General features: G+C 75.1%; 9 protein-coding genes. All 9 read left to right on the top strand.

Translation table 11 applies throughout. The features are described 5' to 3' along the window. The 9 genes from AS594_RS48015 to AS594_RS32770 all read left to right on the top strand — a co-directional run bounded on the left by AS594_RS48015 (window position 1) and on the right by AS594_RS32770 (window position 18,077). Window positions 1–426: a phosphopantetheine-binding protein gene (locus tag AS594_RS48015; protein ID WP_420877908.1), complete on the top strand. Its 426-nt coding sequence runs from the start codon at window positions 1–3 to the stop codon at window positions 424–426. After that, window positions 423–1,232, top strand: a complete 810-nt coding sequence (locus tag AS594_RS32805) for a thioesterase II family protein (protein ID WP_069775049.1) — start codon at window positions 423–425, stop codon at window positions 1,230–1,232. Before AS594_RS48015 ends, AS594_RS32805 begins: the two co-directional genes overlap by 4 nt. An 86-nt stretch (window positions 1,233–1,318) precedes the next feature. Further along, window positions 1,319–2,353 (top strand): TauD/TfdA family dioxygenase, encoded by a 1,035-nt coding sequence (locus AS594_RS32800; protein WP_069775050.1) that lies wholly within the window; start codon window positions 1,319–1,321, stop codon window positions 2,351–2,353. Then, window positions 2,350–4,221, top strand: coding sequence for a non-ribosomal peptide synthetase (locus AS594_RS32795; protein ID WP_240509136.1), 1,872 nt, complete (start codon window positions 2,350–2,352; stop codon window positions 4,219–4,221). Before AS594_RS32800 ends, AS594_RS32795 begins: the two co-directional genes overlap by 4 nt. A gap of 4 nt (window positions 4,222–4,225) precedes the next feature. Next, entirely contained in the window at window positions 4,226–9,508 is a 5,283-nt protein-coding gene (locus AS594_RS32790; protein ID WP_167368063.1) for a condensation domain-containing protein, read from the top strand. Between the two features lie 315 nt (window positions 9,509–9,823). Beyond that, entirely contained in the window at window positions 9,824–15,865 is a 6,042-nt protein-coding gene (locus AS594_RS32785) for a non-ribosomal peptide synthetase (RefSeq protein WP_069935684.1), read from the top strand. Next, entirely contained in the window at window positions 15,862–16,068 is a 207-nt protein-coding gene (locus AS594_RS32780; RefSeq protein WP_069775053.1) for an MbtH family protein, read from the top strand. The genes AS594_RS32785 and AS594_RS32780 overlap by 4 nt, the downstream gene beginning before the upstream one ends. 198 nt (window positions 16,069–16,266) lie before the next feature. Beyond that, window positions 16,267–16,707, top strand: coding sequence for a cobalamin B12-binding domain-containing protein (locus AS594_RS32775; RefSeq protein WP_240509135.1), 441 nt, complete (start codon window positions 16,267–16,269; stop codon window positions 16,705–16,707). Beyond that, entirely contained in the window at window positions 16,704–18,077 is a 1,374-nt protein-coding gene (locus AS594_RS32770) for a methylaspartate mutase (RefSeq protein WP_079144283.1), read from the top strand. Before AS594_RS32775 ends, AS594_RS32770 begins: the two co-directional genes overlap by 4 nt. Window position 18,078 lies beyond the last annotated feature (1 nt).

Genomic DNA, 18,078 nt, shown 5'->3' with positions numbered 1-18,078 from the left:
ATGGTGCCCGCGTTCGTCGTCCTGCTGGACCGGCTGCCGCTCACCGCCAACGGCAAGATCGACAAGCGGGCGCTGCCGGTGCCGCACGCCGGTCCGGGCACCGGAGGCCGCGCACCGCGCACCGCCCTGGAGCGGACCCTGTGCGACGCCTTCACCGAGGCGCTGGGGCTGTCCTCCGCGGTCTCGATCGACGACAACTTCTTCGACCTCGGCGGGCATTCGCTGCTCGCCGCCCGGCTCACCAACCGCCTGTGCTCCGCCCTGAATCTGAGCCTCACCCTTCGCGACGTATTCCGTCACCCCACGCCCGCCCAGCTGGCCGCGCACCTCGACGCCTGGTCCGCGCGGGCCGCCACCACCCCCGAGCCGCGCCGCGCCAGGCCCACCCTGCGCCGGCGCACCGACCAGGAACGGATCACCTCATGACCGACCGGACCGCCCCCCTCCCCAACGCCGACGACATCGTCTGGGACCTGCCCGGTGAGGGCCCCCAGCGGACCGCGCTGCTTGTGCTGCCGCACGCGGGCGGCAACGCACACGCCTACGCCGAGTGGCGGGCCCATCTGCCGCAGGACGTACGGCTGCTGATCGGGCAGTACCCGGGCCGTGGCGCCCGGTTCGCCGAGGATCTGCCCCTGACCATCGCCGACCTGGCCGGCCCGGTGGCGGCGGCGCTCCCCGCCGACCTGGGCGAGGACCTGGTGGTCCTCGGGCACAGCATGGGCTCGCTGGTCGCCTTCGAGGTGGTACGGCTGCTCACCGCGGCGGGGCGGGCGCCGCGCTCCCTGGTGGCGTCGGCCTGCCGGGCGCCGTTCCTGGAGAACCCCAGCGCCGTGTACCCCGAGCGGCTCGACGACGACCAGCTGGTCGCCGCGATCAAGGAGCGGGGCGGTACGGACGACGGGATCCTCGACGAGCCCGAGCTCCGCGAGATCATCATTCCCTCCATCCGCGCCGACTTCGCCATCGACGACGTGTACCGCTGCCCCGTCGAGGAGGCCCGTGTCGACTGCCCGGTGACGGTGATCGGAGGCGACGCGGACCCGGTGGTGCCGGCGGCGGCGCTGGACCGGTGGGCCGAGATCACCGAGGCGGGCTTCGCGGCGCACGTCCTGCCCGGCGGCCACTTCTACTTCCAGCAGCAGCTGCCCGGCTTCTTCGCGCTGCTCGGCTCCGTACTGGACGGCGGCGCGCGGCCCGCCGCGGCGGCCCTCACGGCCTCCGCCGTCTGAACCGGCGTACCGCTGCCGTCGTACGTACGCCTTCCGCCCGTCCCCTCTTTCCTGCTCCTTTCTCCCTCCAGCAGAGGACTCTTGCGATGACCACCTTCGCCGATGCCCCCGTCCTGACCGGCCTGACCGTGATCCGCGAGCCGGGCAAGCCCGCCGTCGTGGCCACCCCGGGCCACCACGACATCGACGCCGCCGCCGCGTGGCTGACCGCCCACCGGGCCGAGATCCAGGCCGAGCTGCACCGCTCCGGCGCGGTGCTGCTGCGCGGACTGCCGGTCGCCGACGCGGCGGCCTTCGCCACCGCCCGTGACGCCCTGATCGAGCAGCGGGCCGGCTACAAGGAGAAGGCCACCCCGCGCACCGACTTCGGCGAGGGCGTGTTCTCGTCCACCGACCTGCCGGCCGCCCAGCCGATCCGCCTGCACAACGAGAACAGTTACACCCTGGACTTCCCCGGAGTGCTGCTGTTCGGCTGCGTGACCGCCCCCGAGGAGGGCGGGGCGACGACCGTCGGCGACATGCGGGAGGCCCTACGGCTACTGCCGGCGGACCTGCGGGAGCGGTTCGAGGAGGCCGGCTGGCTGCTCGTACGCAACTACTCCGAACTGGCCGGGCTGCCCTGGTACAAGACCTTCGCCACCGACGACAAGGCTGCCGCCGAGGCGTACTGCGACGAGAACACCATCGGCTACGAGTGGCTGGACGACGACTCCCTGGTCACCCGGCAGCGCCGGTCGGCGATCGTGACGCACCCGGTGACCGGGGACCGGGTCTGGTTCAACCACTTCGCGTTCTGGAACAGCCGCACCCTCGACCCGGACGTCCGCGAGGTGCTCGTCGACACGTACGGCGAGGACGGCCTGCCCTTCAACACCTACCTGGGCGACGGGACCCGGCTCACGGACGCCGAGGTCGACACGGTCAACGAGGTCTACGACCGGGTGACGCGCCGGGAGACCTGGCAGCAGGGCGACCTCATGCTCGTCGACAACCTCCTGTGCGCCCACGGGCGCGAGTCCTTCACGGGCGACCGGAAGATCCTCGTCGCCATGGGCGAGCCGGTCGCGCTGGCCGACTGCTCCCCCGCCACCCAGCCGTCCACCACCGTCTTCGGGAAGTGACCACCGCCATGACCGCCGTACTGCCCGAGCGCCCCGGCACCCTGACCCCCGCCTCGCCCGCCGCCGCGTCGCGGCCGGTGACCGCCGACCTGCTGGACCGGCTGGCCGCCGTCCCCGGGGACCGCGCCGCCGTGATCGCCGCCGACCGCGAGCTGACCTTCGACGGGCTGCGCGCCGACGCCATGCGGATCGCCGGCCGGCTGGCCGCGCACGGCGTCGGCCCGGAGAGCGTGGTCGCGCTCTGCCTGCCGCGCGGTGCGGGCCTCTTGTCCGCGCTGATCGGCGCCCTCACCGCCGGCGCCGCCTACCTTCCGGTCGACCCGAAGCTGCCCGCCGACCGGCGCCGCTACCTCGTCGAGGACTCCGGCGCCGACGTCGTCGTCACCTCGGGCGGCGGCCCGGACGGCGCGCCGCTGCTGCCCGGGGTCCCGCACCTCGACATGGCGGAGCTGCTGGTCGACGACCGTCCCGCGCCCGCGTACCGGCCGGTGCCGGTGTCCGGGGACACGCTGGCGTACGTCATCTACACCTCGGGGTCGACCGGCCGGCCCAAGGGCGTCGAGATCGGCCGGGAGGCCGCCTCCCGGCTGCTCGCCGAACTGGAGGACGCCGGGATCGCCGTGACCGAGGGCGGCCGGGTCGGCTGGAACGCCTCTCCCTCCTTCGACGCCTCCGTGCAGCAGTGGACCCGCATCTGCCGGGGCGACACGCTGGTGATGATCGACGACGAGACGCGCGCCGACCCGGCGCTGCTCGCCGCGCTCGTGGACGAGCGGTCCCTGACCGACCTGGACCTGACCCCCTCTCATGCCGATCCGCTGCTGGAGCTGCTGAGCACCGACGGCGGCCCGCGCCCGCTGACCCTGCTGATCGGCGGCGAGGCGATCAGCCCCGCCCTGTGGTCGAGGATCTCGGACCTGACCGCGGCCGGCACCGTCCGCGCGGTCAACCTGTACGGGCCCACCGAGTGCACCGTGGACGCCTCCGCCGGCTGGATCGCGACCCCCGCAGGGGAACCGGCCGCGCCGCACATCGGCGCCGTACTTCCGGGCCTGCGGATGCGCGTCCTGGACGAGAGGCTTCAGCCGGTCGGCCCGGACGGCACGGGTGAGCTGTACCTCGCCGGACCCCGCGTGGGCCGTGGTTACCGCCGCCGGCCCGGCCTGACCGCCGAGCGGTTCACCGCCGACAGCGGCCACGACGCCGAGCCCGGCGGGCGCATGTACCGCACCGGCGACCTGGTGCGGGTCCTGCCGGAGGGCAGGCTCGACTACCTGGGCCGCGCCGACGGGCAGGTGAAACTGCGCGGCTTCCGCATCGAACTCCCCGAGATCGAGGCGGCGTTGACCGCCCACGAGTCGGTCGCCGAGGCCGCGGTCGTACTGCGCGACGACCTGCACGTGGCCCCCGGCCTCGTCGCCTACTACCGGGCCACCGGACCGGTCACCGGCGCCGCGCTCAAGGACCTGCTGACCGCCGCGCTGCCCGCGTACATGGTGCCCGCCGTCTTCGTCGCCCTCGACCGCTTCCCGACCACAGTCAACGGCAAGCTGGACCGGTCCGCGCTGCCCGAACCGCCGTCGGCCGCACCGGCGTCCGCGACGGAGCCCGCCGGGGAGGACGACGGTCTGACCGCCTCGGAACGGCTGATCGCCGGAGTGTGGACCACGGTGCTCCGGGCGGACTCCGTCGGCCCCGACGACAACTTCTTCAAGCTGGGCGGCCATTCCCTGCTCGCGATCAAGCTGGTCTCGCGGGTACGGGCCGAGCTGGGCGTGGCCCTGCCGGTGAAGGCCGTCTACGCCAACCCCCGCCTGCGGGACCTGGCCGCGCACATCGACGGGCTCGTCGCAGCCCATGACGCCTGAGGACATGACCGTGACCCCGTTGTCGTTCGCCCAGCGCCGCCTGTGGTTCCTCGGGCGGCTGGAAGGCCCCTCCGCCACCTACAACGCCCCGGTGGTGCTCCACCTGGACGGGACGCCCGACCCGGCGGTGCTCGGCGCGGCCCTCGCCGATCTGGCCGAGCGGCACGAGGTACTGCGTACCGTCCTGCCGGCCGGCCCGGACGCCGAGCCCCGCCAGGAGGTCCGCGCCCCCGGGGCGGTCGCCCCGCCCGAGGTGGTCCGGTGCCCACCCGCCGAGCGCGACGCACAGGTGGCCGCGTTCGTCCGGGAGCCGATCGACGTCACGACCGAAGCCCCGTTGCGCGTGCGCCTGTTCACCTCGCAGGACGGTCCGGACGCCGACGGGGACGCGGGTTCCGTGCTGGTGCTCCTGATCCACCACATCGCCACGGACGGCTGGTCCGTACGCCCCCTGCTCCGCGACCTGGACACCGCCTACCGGGCCCGGCTCGCGGGCCAGGCGCCCGACTGGGAGCCGCTGCCGGTCCAGTACGCCGACTACGCGCTGTGGCAACGGGAACTGCTCGGCGACCCGGACGACCCCGACAGCCTCGCCGCCGAGCAGCTCGACCACTGGCGGCGGCGGCTCGACGGGGCACCGGCGGTGACGGCGCTGCCCGCCGACCGGCCGCGGCCGGCCGAGCCCTCCGGGCGCGGGGCCACGCTCACCGCACGGGTCCCGGCCGCCACCCACCGCGCGCTGCTCGCCCTTGGGCGGCAGCACGGGGCCAGCCTGCCGATGGTGGTGCGCGCGGCGCTGGCCGCGTCGCTCGCGGCGGCCGGCGCCGGCCCGGACGTGGTGATCGGCACGCCGGTGGCCGGCCGGCCCGAGGAGGATCTGTACGAGCTCGTCGGGTTCTTCGTCAACACCCTGGCCCTGCGCACGGATCTGTCCGGTGATCCGAGCGCCGCCACGCTCCTGGAGCGGGTGCGGGAGGCGGACCTGGCCGCGTACGAGCACCAGGACCTGCCGTTCGAGCTGCTGGTCGAACGGCTCGCTCCGGAGCGCTCCCTCGGCCACCACCCGCTGTTCCAGGTGATGCTGACCGTGGACGACGGGCAGGGCGCGGGCCCGGTGCCGCTCGGGCCGGACCTCACCGGGCGGCCGGGCACGGCCGACCTGCGGGCGGCCAAGTTCGACCTCACGTTCTTCTGCGCCCAGCGCCAAGCGGCTTCGGACGGCTCCCCCGACGGGCTCGACCTCGCGCTGGGCTATGCCGTCGACCTGTTCGACGAGTCCACGGCGCGGTTGCTGCTGGACCTGTTCAGCCGGGCCCTGGACGCCTTCGCCACGGACGCCGCCCGGCCGCTCGGCGCGCTGGCCACCGACGAGGAGCAGGCCGGGCTGAAGGCCCGGCGGGAGGCGCTGGCCACAGCGCGGAGCGCCGCGACGCCGGCCGTACTCCCCGGCCGCCGGGACGTGAGCGGTCCGCGGGAGGAGATCCTGTGCGGGCTCTTCGCCGAGGTGCTCGGGCGTTCCCACGCGGGACCGGACGACAACTTCTTCCGCACCGGCGGGCATTCGATGCTCGCGGGCAAGCTGGTGAACCGCGTCCGGGCCGCCCTGGGCGTGGAACTCGGCATCAGGGACCTGTTCCTGGCCCCCACCCCGGCCGCCCTGCACCGCCGGATCGCCGAGGCCGCCCGCGCCGGAGGCGGCGCCGCCGCCCGGCCCGCGCCGCGCGCGGTACCGGCGGCCGAACGCCCGGACCGGCTGCCGCTGTCGGCGGCGCAGCGGGCGCTGTGGCTGCTCGCCCGGATCGAGGGCCCCTCGGCCACGTACAACGCCCCCGTGGTGCTCCGCCTCGACGGGGTGCCGGACGCCGGGGCGCTGGCGGCGGCCCTCGCCGACCTGGCCGGGCGGCACCCGGTCCTGCGCACCGCCTACCCGCACGTGGGCGGGGAGCCGTACCAGCGGATCGCGCACGACTTCCGTCCCGCGCTGGAGACCGTCCGGTGCGCCGACGCGGCGGAACTCGACGCCGCAGTGGAGGAATTCGGCCGTACGCCGCTCGATGTGACGGACGGGGTTCCGCTGCGGGCCCGGCTGTTCACCACCGTTGACGGCAGCGCCTGCGCCCTGGTCCTGCTCGTCCACCACATCGCCGTGGACGGCTGGTCCCTGTCCCCGCTGCTCCGGGACCTGGGCGCCGCGTACACCGCCCGGCTGGGAGGCCGCGCCCCCGGGTGGGAGCCGCTGCCCCTCACTTACGCCGACTACGCGCTGTGGCAGCGGGACCTGCTCACCGATCCGCAGGAACTGCTGGGTCACTGGCGGACCGCCCTGGCCGGGCTGCCCGAGCGAACCGACCTGCCGTACGACCGGCCCCGCCCGGCCGAGCCCACCGGGCGCGGCGGCACGGTCGCCGTCCGGCTGGACGCCGGGGCGCGGAGCGGGCTGGCCGCGCTCGCCCGTGACCGGCGGGCGAGCCTGTTCATGGTGGCCCGGGCCGCCCTCGCCGCCGCGCTGTCCGCGGCCGGCTCGGGTGCGGACCTGGCGATCGGCACCCCGGTCGCGGGGCGCTCCGACGAGGCCCTGCACGATCTGGTCGGCTGCTTCGTCAACTCCCTGGTACTGCGCGCCGACACGTCCGGAGACCCCACGGCCGCCGCCCTGGTGGAGCGGGGGCGGGACTTCGACCTGGCAGCGTTCGACCACCAGGACCTGCCGTTCGACGTCCTGGTGGAGCTGCTGTCCGGGACGTCCGGGCGGGCCCTCGGCGAGCACCCCTTCTTCCAGGTGATGCTGACGGTACGGACCGCCGGGGCGGCGGACGGCACGGACCGGCCGCGGCTCGGCCCGCTGACCGCCGAGGCCGGATCGGTCGACCTGGGAGCGGCCAAGTTCGACCTGAGCTTCCACTGCGAGGAGGAGGCCGACGGCGGGCTGCGCCTGCTGCTCGGCTTCGCGCGGGACGTGTTCGACGAGGACACGGCAAGGCTGCTCCTTGACGTGTACGCCCGCGCCCTCACGGCGTTCGCCTCGGACGCCGGCCGGCCGCTGAGCGCCCTCGGCCTGCTCACCGCTGCGGAGTCGGCCGCTCTCGCCGCCCGCCGGGAGCGGCTCGCCGACGCTGCGCGGCACGCCGCCGAGCGCGCGGCGGAGCGGGAACGGGCCGGGCGGACGGCGTCGGAGCCGGAGCATCCGCGCGTGCGGCTGCTGTGCGATCTCTTCGCCGAGATCCTCGGCCGGGACGAGGTGCGCCCCGACGACAACTTCTTCCGTAGCGGCGGGCATTCCCTGCTCGCCAGCAAACTGGTCAACCGGATCCGCGTGGCGCTGGGCGTGGCGGCCGGGGTCCGCGACCTGTTCCTCGCCCCCACTCCGCAGGCGCTGCACGACCGGCTGCCCTCGGGCCCGGACGCCGGCGGGGACCGGCCGGCGCTGCGCCCGGCCGTCCGGCCCGAGCGGGTCCCGCTGTCGTACGCCCAGCGCCGGCTGTGGTTCACCGACCAGCTGGAGGGGCCCTCCGCCGCCTACAACATCGCCATGGTGCGACGGCTGGACCGGCCGCTGGACCCGGCCGCCCTCGCCGCCGCGCTGGCCGATGTCGCCGAGCGGCACGAGGTGCTGCGCACGGTGTACCGGGCCGAGGGCGGGGAGCCGTTCCAGGTGGTCCTCGACGGGGCCCGCCCCCAGTTGGAGCTGGGTTTCCCCGCCGACCTTGCGGCGGCCGTGGACGCGGCCGCGGGCCATGTCTTCGACCTGGCGCGGGACCTGCCGCTGCGCGCGTGGCTGTTCCTGCCGTCCGACGGTTCCGGCCGCCAGACCCTCGTCCTGCTGGTGCACCACATCGCCGCCGACGGCTGGTCGACGGACTGCCTGCTGGCCGATCTGGGCACCGCGTACGCGGCGCGGGCCGCCGGCGCCGCTCCCGCCTGGGAGGCGCTGCCCGTGCAGTACGCGGACTACACGCTCTGGCAGCGGGAGTTGCTCGGCCCCGGGCGGCAGGACGCACGCCTCGGCTTCTGGGAGAGCGCCCTCGCGGAGCTGCCGCCGCTGACCGACCTCCCCACGGACCGGCACCGGCCTCCCGTGCCGTCCGGGCGGGGCGCGCTCACCGGGTTCACGGTCCCCGCGTCCGTACGGGACGGGCTGGACCGGATCGCACGGGACACCGGCAGCACCCTGTTCATGGTGGTGCACGCGGCGCTCGCGGCGGTGCTCACCCGCTGCGGGGCCGGGTCCGACCTGGCGGTGGGCACGGTGGTCGCCGGCCGGGACGACCAGGCGCTGAACGGGCTGGTCGGGTTCTTCGTGAACACGCTGGTCCTGCGCACGGACACGTCGGGCGACCCGTGCTACGCCGACCTGCTGGTACGGGTCCGGGAGGCGGACCTGGCCGCGTACGCGCACCAGGAAGTGCCCTTCGACCTGGTCGTGGAGCACCTCAACCCGCACCGGTCGTCGGCGCACCACCCGCTGGCGCAGGTGATGTTGCGGGTCAGCCCGGAGCCGGACGGCGCGGGCGGGGCGGGCGGCCCGCTGGCCGGTGAGGCGCTGCCGTTCGGGGCACACACCGCGAAGGCCGACCTGACCTTCGCACTGACCGGGAACGCGGAGCACGGCGGCCTGGACGGGGTGCTGGAGTACGCCACCGATCTGTACGAGCGGAACGGCGCCGAGCGGCTCACGGGGCTCCTCGAACACGCCCTGGCGGTGTTCGCGGCGGACCCGGCGGCCCGGATCGGCACTCTGCCGGGCGGCCCGCCCCGGCCGGGCGACGGGCCGTACGCGACCGTGGCGGGATACCGGGTGGACCTCGGGCATGTACGGGAGGTGCTGGCCGCGCAGCCCGGGGTCACGGGCGCCGAAGTGGCCCTCGTCGACGGGAGACTCGTGGCGCGGGTGACGGGTGGGGTCACGGAGGCCGACGCGCAGTCCTGGGCGGCGGACCGGCTGCCCGAGTACGCCGTGCCCGTCGTCGGTGTATCGGGGCAGCCGCCCCGGCCGCCGGCACCGGGTGGTCCGCTGCCACTGCTGGTAGACCTGTTCAGCGAGGTGCTGGACGGCAAGGAGGTGACGCCGGACGCGAACTTCTTCCGTTCGGGCGGGCATTCGCTCCTGGCGGTGCGCCTGCTGAACCGGGTGCGCACGGAGCTCGGCCGCGAGCTGACGCTGCGGGACGTGTTCCGGCATCCCACGCCGGCCGCGCTGGCGGCCCTGCTGGCCGCGGCGCCCACACCGCCACCGGTCCCGGCCCTCCGCCGCCGCACCCGCGCCGGCACGCGGGTGCCGCAGCCCTGACGGGCCCGGCTCACCGGGACAGCGCAGGGCTCATGCTCCCCGCCGGTCCCGGCGCAGCCCGAGCCCGCCCCCTCCGGGCGGGCTCGGGCGCGTCCGCGCCGGGGCCCCGGAGCAGCGGGTACGCCGTGCCGAGGCGGCGCCCAACAGTGCAGTCCCACCCGTGCGTGCAGGGGCAGTTCGGGGCGGCAGCGGCAGGGGCCGGAGCTGCCGCGGGGACTGCCCGCCGGTCGGCCGCGGCGCTCGTAGCGTGGTGGCGCGGAGTCGGGAGGAGGTCCCGATCCCGGACCCCACCACCCCTCACCTGGAGGCCACGCGATGCCCTCGACCGCTCCCCCCGCCTCTGCCGCCCCGGGGACCGGCCCCCTGGACCGGTTCGACGTACAGGTCGCCACCGGTCCGGAGCGGGTCGCGCTGGTGCACGGTGAGCGCCGGACGACGTACGGGCAGCTGGCCCTGGCGGTCGCCCTGCGCGCCGACCGGGAGGCCGGCCCCGCGGCCGGGTTCGCGGAGGACGGCGGAGCGGGGGCCGCGGAGGCCGGGGAAGGCATCGGCCGGGTCGTCGCCCTGCTGGCGGCCCTGCGCGCGGGGTCCGCGGGCGCCGCCGATGTGCCGGAGCTGCGGGAGCTGCTGCCGGCCCTGTCCGCCGGGGCCACCGTGGACCTCGGGGCGGCCGGCGTGCCCGGGGAGCGGGTGCCGCTGTCGTTCGCCCAGCGGCGGCTGTGGTTCCTCAACCGCCTGGAGGGCCCGGCTCCGACGTACAACCTGCCGGTGGTGCTCCGCCTGGACTCCGTACCGGACCGGGACGCGCTGCACGCCGCCCTCGCCGACGTGTTGGAGCGCCACGAGGTGCTGCGCACCCTCTACCCGGCGGACGCGGCCGGGGAGCCCCGCCAGCACGTGCTGGACCGGCCGCGCCCCGAGCTGACCGTGCGTTCCTGCCCGGAAGCCGAAGTGGCCGCCGAGGTCGCCCGCTTCACCGCCGGCACCTTCGACCTGGAGGCCGAACTCCCGGTCCGCGCCGCCCTCTTCGTGCCGGACGACGGCGGCAGCGGTGTGCTGGCCCTGCTCACCCACCACATCGCCACCGACGGCTGGTCGGTGGGACCGCTCCTGCGGGACCTGGGCGCCGCCTACGACGCGCGCCTCGCCGGTCACGGCCCCGCCTGGGAGCCGCTGCCGGTGCAGTACGCCGACTACACGCTCTGGCAGCAGGAACTGCTGGAGAACGACACCGCCCTGGCCGCGTACTGGCAAGGCGCCCTCGCCGGGCTGCCGCCCCTGCTGGACCTGCCCGCCGACCGGCCCCGGCCTGCCACACCGAGCGGCCGGGCCGGCACGCTCACCGCCGTACTGGACGCCGGGACCCACGCGCGGCTGGCCGCGCTGGCCGGTGGAGCGGACGCCAGTCTGCTGATGGTGGCGCACGCGGCGCTCGCCACCGCGCTGGACGCCTGCGGCGGCGGTCCCGACGTGGCGATCGGCACACCGGTCGCCGGGCGTTCCGACGAGGCCCTCGACGAGCTGGTCGGCTTCTTCGTCAACTCCCTGGTACTGCGCACCGACGTGTCCGGGGAGGCGGGCCCCGCGGAGCTGGTGGCCCGGGCCCGGGACGCCGCGCTCGGCGCGTACGCCCACCAGGAACTGCCCTTCGACCGGTTGGTGGAGCTCCTCAACCCGCGCCGCGCGCCCGGTGCCAACCCGCTGTTCCAGGTGACCCTGGCGGTGCAGGAGGAAGACGCCGGCACGGACCCCCGTGCGGTGCGCGTCGGCGCGACGCTCGGCGGCCGGTACGAGGAGACCGGCCTGGAGGTGGCCAAGTTCGACCTCGCCGTGACGTGTGTGGCCCGTCCCGGGCACGGCGGTCTCACGCTGTGGTGGACCTACGCCGAGGACCTGTTCGACGAGGCCACGGCCCGGCTGCTGCTCGACGTGTACGTACGGGCCCTGACCCGGTTCGCCGAGGCCGGGGACGCACCGGTGCGCTCGGCTCCGCTGCTGTCGGCGGCCGAGCGGGCCGCGCTGGACGCCCGGGCGGCCCGTACGGCGCTCTCCTGCGAGGAGCCCGCGCGGGCAGGGGGCGAGAGCGCGGCCGATCCGGGGACCGTGGCCGCGCTGTGCGGGATCTTCGCCGACATCACCGGCCGGGACACGGTCGGCCCGGACGACAACTTCTTCGCCGTCGGCGGCCATTCGATGGCGGGCGTACGGCTGATGAACCGGGTGCGGGCCGCGCTCGGCGTGGACCTTCGGCTGCGGGACCTGTTCCTCGCGCCCACCCCGGCCGGACTGGCCGGGCGGATCGCCGCCGCGTCGCGGGACACGGGAGGTGCCGAGGCGGCGGCCGAGGGCTGGCCCGTGCTGGGCGTGGTGCCGCGCGCGGACCGGCCGGAGCGGCTGCCCCTGTCGTACGCGCAGCGCCGCCTGTGGTTCGTCGACCAGCTGGAGGGGCCGGGCCGTTCGTACAACATCCCGTTCGTGCTGCGGCCGGACCGACCGCTGGACCCGGCCGTGCTGGCCCACGCGCTCGCCGACACGGCGGAACGCCACGAGGTGCTGCGGACCGTGTACCCGGCGCGGGACGGCCTCCCGTACCAGGAGGTGCGGGAGGCGGTCCGGCCGGTGCTGGAGGTGGCACGGACCGGCCCGGAGGGCGTCGCGGCGGCCGTGGACGCGGCGGCGGGGCACGTGTTCGACCTGGCCGGGGAGATCCCGTTCCGGGCCTGGCTCATCGAGACGGCGTCCGGACCGGGGACCGTCGACGGGCCGGAGCGGGCCTCGGGGAGCGACGGTGGCCGTGAGCCGGGCGGGCAGACGCTGGTGCTGCTGGTGCATCACATCGCGGCCGACGGCTGGTCGGCGGGGCCGCTGCTGGCGGATCTCGCCGCCGCGTACACCGCCCGTCTCGGTGGCGCCGCCCCCGCCTGGGAGCCGCTGCCGGTGCAGTACGCGGACTACACCCTGTGGGAGCAGCGGATGCTGGCCGGGCCGGTGGCCGCCGAGCAGACCGCGTACTGGCGGGACCGGCTGGCCGGCGCCCCGCCCGTGCTGGAGCTGACCCCCGCGCGGACCCGGCCGGCCGACGCCTCGCACCGGGGCGCGGCCACGCCGGTCACGGGCCTGGACGCGGACACCCACGCCCGGCTGGAGGCGCTGGCCCTGGAGCACGGCGCGACCCTGCTGATGGTGGTGCAGGCCGCCCTGGCCGCCGTGCTGACGCGGCACGGCGCGGGCACCGACCTGCCGCTGGGCACGGTGGTCGCGGGCCGGGACGACCAGGCGCTGGACGAGCTGGTCGGGTTCTTCGTCAACACGCTGGTCCTGCGCACCGACACCTCTGGGAACCCGCCCTTCGCCGAGCTGCTGGACCGGGTCAGGGAGAGCGATCTGGCGGCCTTCGCCCACCAGCAGCTCCCCTTCGACCTGGTCGTCGAGGAGCTGAACCCGGTGCGGTCCACCGCCCACCACCCGCTGGTGCAGGTGATGGTGCAGGTGCACCCGGCCGACCGGACCGCCGCCGACGGCTCACCGCTGGCCGGCACGCCGGTGGCCGCCGAGTCGGGTTTCACCAAGTTCGACCTGACGCTGGCGCTGCGGGAGACCCGGGACGCCTCCGGTGCCCCGGCGGGCCTGGCCGGGGTGCTGGAGTACGCCCTGGACCTCTTCGACGCGGGCACCGCCGCCCAGTTGGCGGCGCACGTGGCACGGCTGCTGCGTACGGTGGCCGCCGACCCGGCGACGCGGATCGGCGACGTGCCGCTGCTGTCGGCGGAGGAGGCGGACCGGATCCTGGTGCGCTACAACGCCACCGAGGTGCCTCGGGTGCTCCCCGGTCTGGTCCACGAGCGGTTCGAGGAGCAGGTCCGCCGCACCCCACGGGCGGTCGCGGTCCGGTACGAGGAGGAGACCCTCACCTTCGCCGAGCTCAACGCCCGCGCGAACGCGCTGGCCCACCGGCTGATCGAGGCCGGAACGCGGCCGCACGGCGCGGTCGGGCTGCTGCTCGACCGCACCCCGCACCTGCTGGTGGCGGCGCTGGCGGCCCTGAAGTGCGGGGCGGCGTACGTGCCGCTGGACCCCCGGCTGCCGGACGCCAGGATCGCCATGATCATGGAGGACACGGGAGCGCGGGCGCTCGTCACCCAGGAGGCGTACGCCGACGCGGCCCCGGTGGCCCGGCAACTGGCGGCAGGGGTACGGGTGCTGTCGGCGGACACTCCGGTGCCCGGCTGCCGGCGCACCGACCCGAGGGTGGCGGTGGGCGAGGACGCCCTGATGTACGTCATGTTCACCTCGGGCTCGACCGGCCAGCCGAAGGGGGTCGGGGTTACCCACCGCAACGTCGTGGAGCTGGTCACGGACCGCTGCTGGGACCACTCCCGCCACCGCCGCATGCTGGTGCATTCGGCGATCGGCTTCGACGCCTCCACGTACGAGCTGTGGGTGCCGCTGCTGAACGGCGGTGAGCTGGTGTTCGCCTCGGGTTCCGGTACGGACCTCGCCGAGCTGGACCACGCGATCCGCGCCCACGGGGTGACGGCGGCCTACTTCACGATGGGCCTGTTCCACATCATGGCCGACGAGGGGCTGGACACCCTGAAGCTGCTGGACGAGGTGTGGACCGGCGGCGACGTGGCCTCGCCGGCCGCCCTCCAGCGGGTCCTGGACCACTGCCCGGACACGGTTCTGGTGCACAGCTACGGCCCGACCGAGACCACGTTCGCCTCCCACCACCAGCGTCTGGACACCGGCTGCCGCACCCTGCCGGGGGTGTACCTCGGCGCGGCGCTGGACAACACCCGGGTGCACGTCCTGGACGAGCGTATGCGGCCGGTTCCGGTGGGCGTGGCCGGGGAGATGTACCTGGCGGGCACCCAGGTCGCCCGCGGCTATCTGGGCCGGCCGGGGCTGACGGCGGAGCGGTTCGTCGCCGACCCGTTCGCCGCCGACGGCAGCCGCATGTACCGCACCGGCGACCTGGTGCACTGGACGGCCGACGGCGAACTGCGCTTCCTGGGACGGGCGGACGGCCAGATCAAGCTGCGCGGCTTCCGGATCGAGCCCGGCGAGATAGAGGAGACCCTGGCCCGGCACCCGGGCGTCGGGCAGGTGGCGGTGGTCGTCTTCGACGACGGGCCGGGCGGGAAACGCCTGGTGGCGTACGCCGTCCCGCGCGCCGGCCACGCGCTGGACGGGGAGGAACTGCTGCGCTGGGCGGGCGGTGAGCTCCCCGAGCACATGGTGCCCGCGGCGGCGGTCCTGCTGGACGAGATCCCGCTGACCGTGAACGGCAAGCCGGACCGCAAGGCGCTGCCGGCGCCCGCACCCGCGGCGGCCCCGTCCGGGCGCCCGCCGCGCACCCCGCGCGAGGAGGTGCTGTGCGGGCTGTTCGAGGAGATCCTCGGCGTCGACGGGGTGGGTATCGACGACAACTTCTTCACGCTGGGCGGGCATTCGCTGCTCGGGGTCCGGCTGGTGAGCCGGATGCGCACCGCGCTGGGTCTGGAGAGGGGCGTACGGGACCTGTTCCGTACGCCGACGGTCGCGAGGCTGCTCGCCGACGAGCCGTCGGGCTTTGACCCGATGGGGGTGCTGCTGCCGCTCCAGCCGGGCGGCTCCCGCCCGCCGTTGTTCGCGATCCACCCGGGTACGGGCGTGGGCTGGTCGTACGTGGGTCTGGGCCGGCACCTGGGGCCGGACCAGCCGCTCTACGCGATCCAGGCACGGGCGCTGTCGGAACTCGGGCACAGTCCCCGGTCGGTCGAGGAGATGGCCGAGGACTACCTGGAGCACATCCGGCGGGTGCGGCCGCACGGCCCGTACCACTTCCTCGGCTGGTCGTTCGGCGGAACCGTCGCGCACGCCCTGGCGGTGCGGCTGGCCGAACTGGGCGAGCGGACCGGGCTGCTGGCCATGATGGACGTGCACCTGCTGCCCACGGAGCCGGAGCGCCGGCGGATGACCCCGGCGCAGAAGCGGGAGATGCTGGTCGGCGACGCCACGGACGAACCCGAGGACGCCCCCTTCGACGTTGCGGCCCTGATCGGGCTCGTGCGGGAGACCGACCCGGTGCTGGGCGGTTTCTCCGACGGCGAGATCCGCTCGGTGATCGGCGCCTCCATCGATCACGCAGAAATCATGAACCTTTACGCGCCACGGCCGGTGAAGACGGACATGCTGTTCTTCGCGGCTCAGGGAGAAGGCGCCCCGGAGAACACCCTTTGCGAATCCTGGATCCCCTACGTGGAAGGAGCAATTGAAAGGCACACCGTCGGTGTCATCCATACCAGGATGGGCGAACCCGAACCCCTTGAATTGATCGGCCGTATTCTTTCCGAGAAAATGAGGAGTCTGTCATGACGAACCCCTTCGACGACACCGAGGGCAGCTTCCACGTGGTGGTCAACGCCGAGGGCCAGCACGCCCTGTGGCCGGCGTTCAGCGAGATACCCGCAGGCTGGGACAGTGTGTGGGGGGCCGGAGCCAGGGACGAGGCACTGGCGTACGTCGAGGAGCACTGGACCGACATCCGGCCGAAGAGCCTGCTCGCCCAGTACGCCTGATCCCCCGCCCCGCCGCCCAGGGGGCGCAGCTCGAAGACCGAGAGCCGCGGTCCGGAGAATTCCGGACCGCGGCTCGGCGTTTTCCCCGGAAGGCACCGTCAGTTGGGCCGGCCGTGCGGTTTCCCGCTTTCCTTGATTCCGCCGCTTCTGCCGCCGCAACTTCCTCTTTCTCCCCTCATCCGTTCCTATATTTTGGGCATGCGACGACGGAGTTTGAAGATACTGCTGGCCGGTACTGCATCGGATTCCCACACCTGGAACCTTGTCTACCTCCAGCTGTTCATGGAGGAGCAGGGGCACCGGGTGACCGGCCTGGGCCCGTGCGTTCCCGACGACCTGCTCGTGGCGGCCTGTGCGGAGCCCCGGCCCGAGCTGGTCGTCGTCAGCAGCGTCAACGGCCACGGCTACCGCGACGGCCTGTCCGCCGTACGAGCCCTGCGGTCCGCCGGAGTTCAGGTCCCGGTGGTCGTCGGAGGCAAGCTCGGCGTCGCCGGCCGGGCCGACCCGGCCCAGCGGGCTCTGCTCCTGGACGCGGGCTGCACCGCGGTCTTCGACGACGGGGACGTCGAGGCCCTGCGCGCGTTCACGGCCGCGCTGGCCGCCGCGCCCGCGCCGACAGCGCCCCGGGCCGTGGCATGAGTTCCGCCGGTGCGCTCCTCGCTCCCCCGGCGGACCGCCGGGACGGCGACCTCCGCCCCGGTCACCGGTCCGCCGGGCCCGGCGTGCCCGGACCGGCCTCCTTCGGCGGGTTCGTAGCGCGGGCCGCGGCGGCGGGCCGGCTGGTGGTCCAGCCCCGGATGGGGTTCGCCGACCCGGATCGCATGCGGGCGGGCCTGGCCGGCACCCGGTCCGTGGCGGCGGCCACAGTCGGCACCCTCACCATCGACAGCTACACCCGGGTCGGTGACCACGCGGCGGCCCGCGCGGCCCTCGCGGAGGGCGTCCCGCTCAACGGGTACCCGATCGCCGCCCACCCCGCGGAGCGGACCCGGGCCATGCTCGACGGGATCCTCGGCCCCTCGTTCCCCGTGCAGGTACGGCACGGCTCCTCGCGGCCCGAGGCCATCGTCCGAGCCCTCGCCGCGGCCGGCCTGGACGCCACCGAGGGCGGGCCGGTCTCGTACTGCCTGCCCTACGGCCGCACCCCGCTCGCGGAGTCGGTGACCAACTGGGCGCGGGCCTGCGAACTCCTCGCGACGCTGGTCCCCGATCCCGGGGTGCCGCACGTGGAGAGCTTCGGCGGCTGCATGCTCGGACAGCTCTGCCCCCCGGGGCTCCTGGTGGCGCTCAGCCTGCTGGAGGGCCTCTTCTTCACCCGGCACGGCATCCGCAGCGTCTCCCTCAGCTACGCCCAGCAGACCGACCCCGTGCAGGACACCGAGGCCGTACGGGCCCTGCACCGGCTGGCCGCCGAGTTCCTGCCCCCGGAGACCGACCGGCACGTGGTGCTCTACACGTACATGGGGGTGTTCCCCCGGACCGAGCACGGTGCGAGGCGACTGCTGGAGGGCTCCGCCCGGCTGGCCGTGCACGCCGGGGCGCAGCGGCTGATCGTCAAGACGGCGGCCGAGGCGCACCGCATCCCGACCGTACGGGAGAACGTACGCGCCCTGAGGACCGCGGCGGCGAGCGCGGAACGTGCCGCCCGCCGCGAACAGCCGCCGCTGACAAAGCCGTGGTCCGCCGAGACGGCCGACAGCGAGGTGTACCGCGAGGCGCGGGCCTTCGTCGAGGCCGTACTGGAACTGGGCACGGACCTCGGGCGCGCCCTGCGCACCGCTTTCGCACGGGGCGTACTGGACGTTCCGTACTGCCTGCACCCCGACAACGCGGGCCGCTCCCGCAGCTTCGTCGACTCCGGCGGCCGGCTGCGCTGGGCGGAGACCGGGGCGATGCCGGTCGTGCCGTACCTCGCCCCGGGCGGCGCCCGCACTCCCTTGACCTCCGACGGGCTGCTGGCCGCGCTGCACGGCGTCGCGGCCCGCTACGACGCCCCCGTCACCGACTGAC

The organism is Streptomyces agglomeratus, from assembly GCF_001746415.1.
Lineage (GTDB): Bacteria > Actinomycetota > Actinomycetes > Streptomycetales > Streptomycetaceae > Streptomyces > Streptomyces agglomeratus.
Note: the sequence above shows the minus strand (reverse complement) of the source record. Positions and strands in the feature narration are given on the sequence as shown.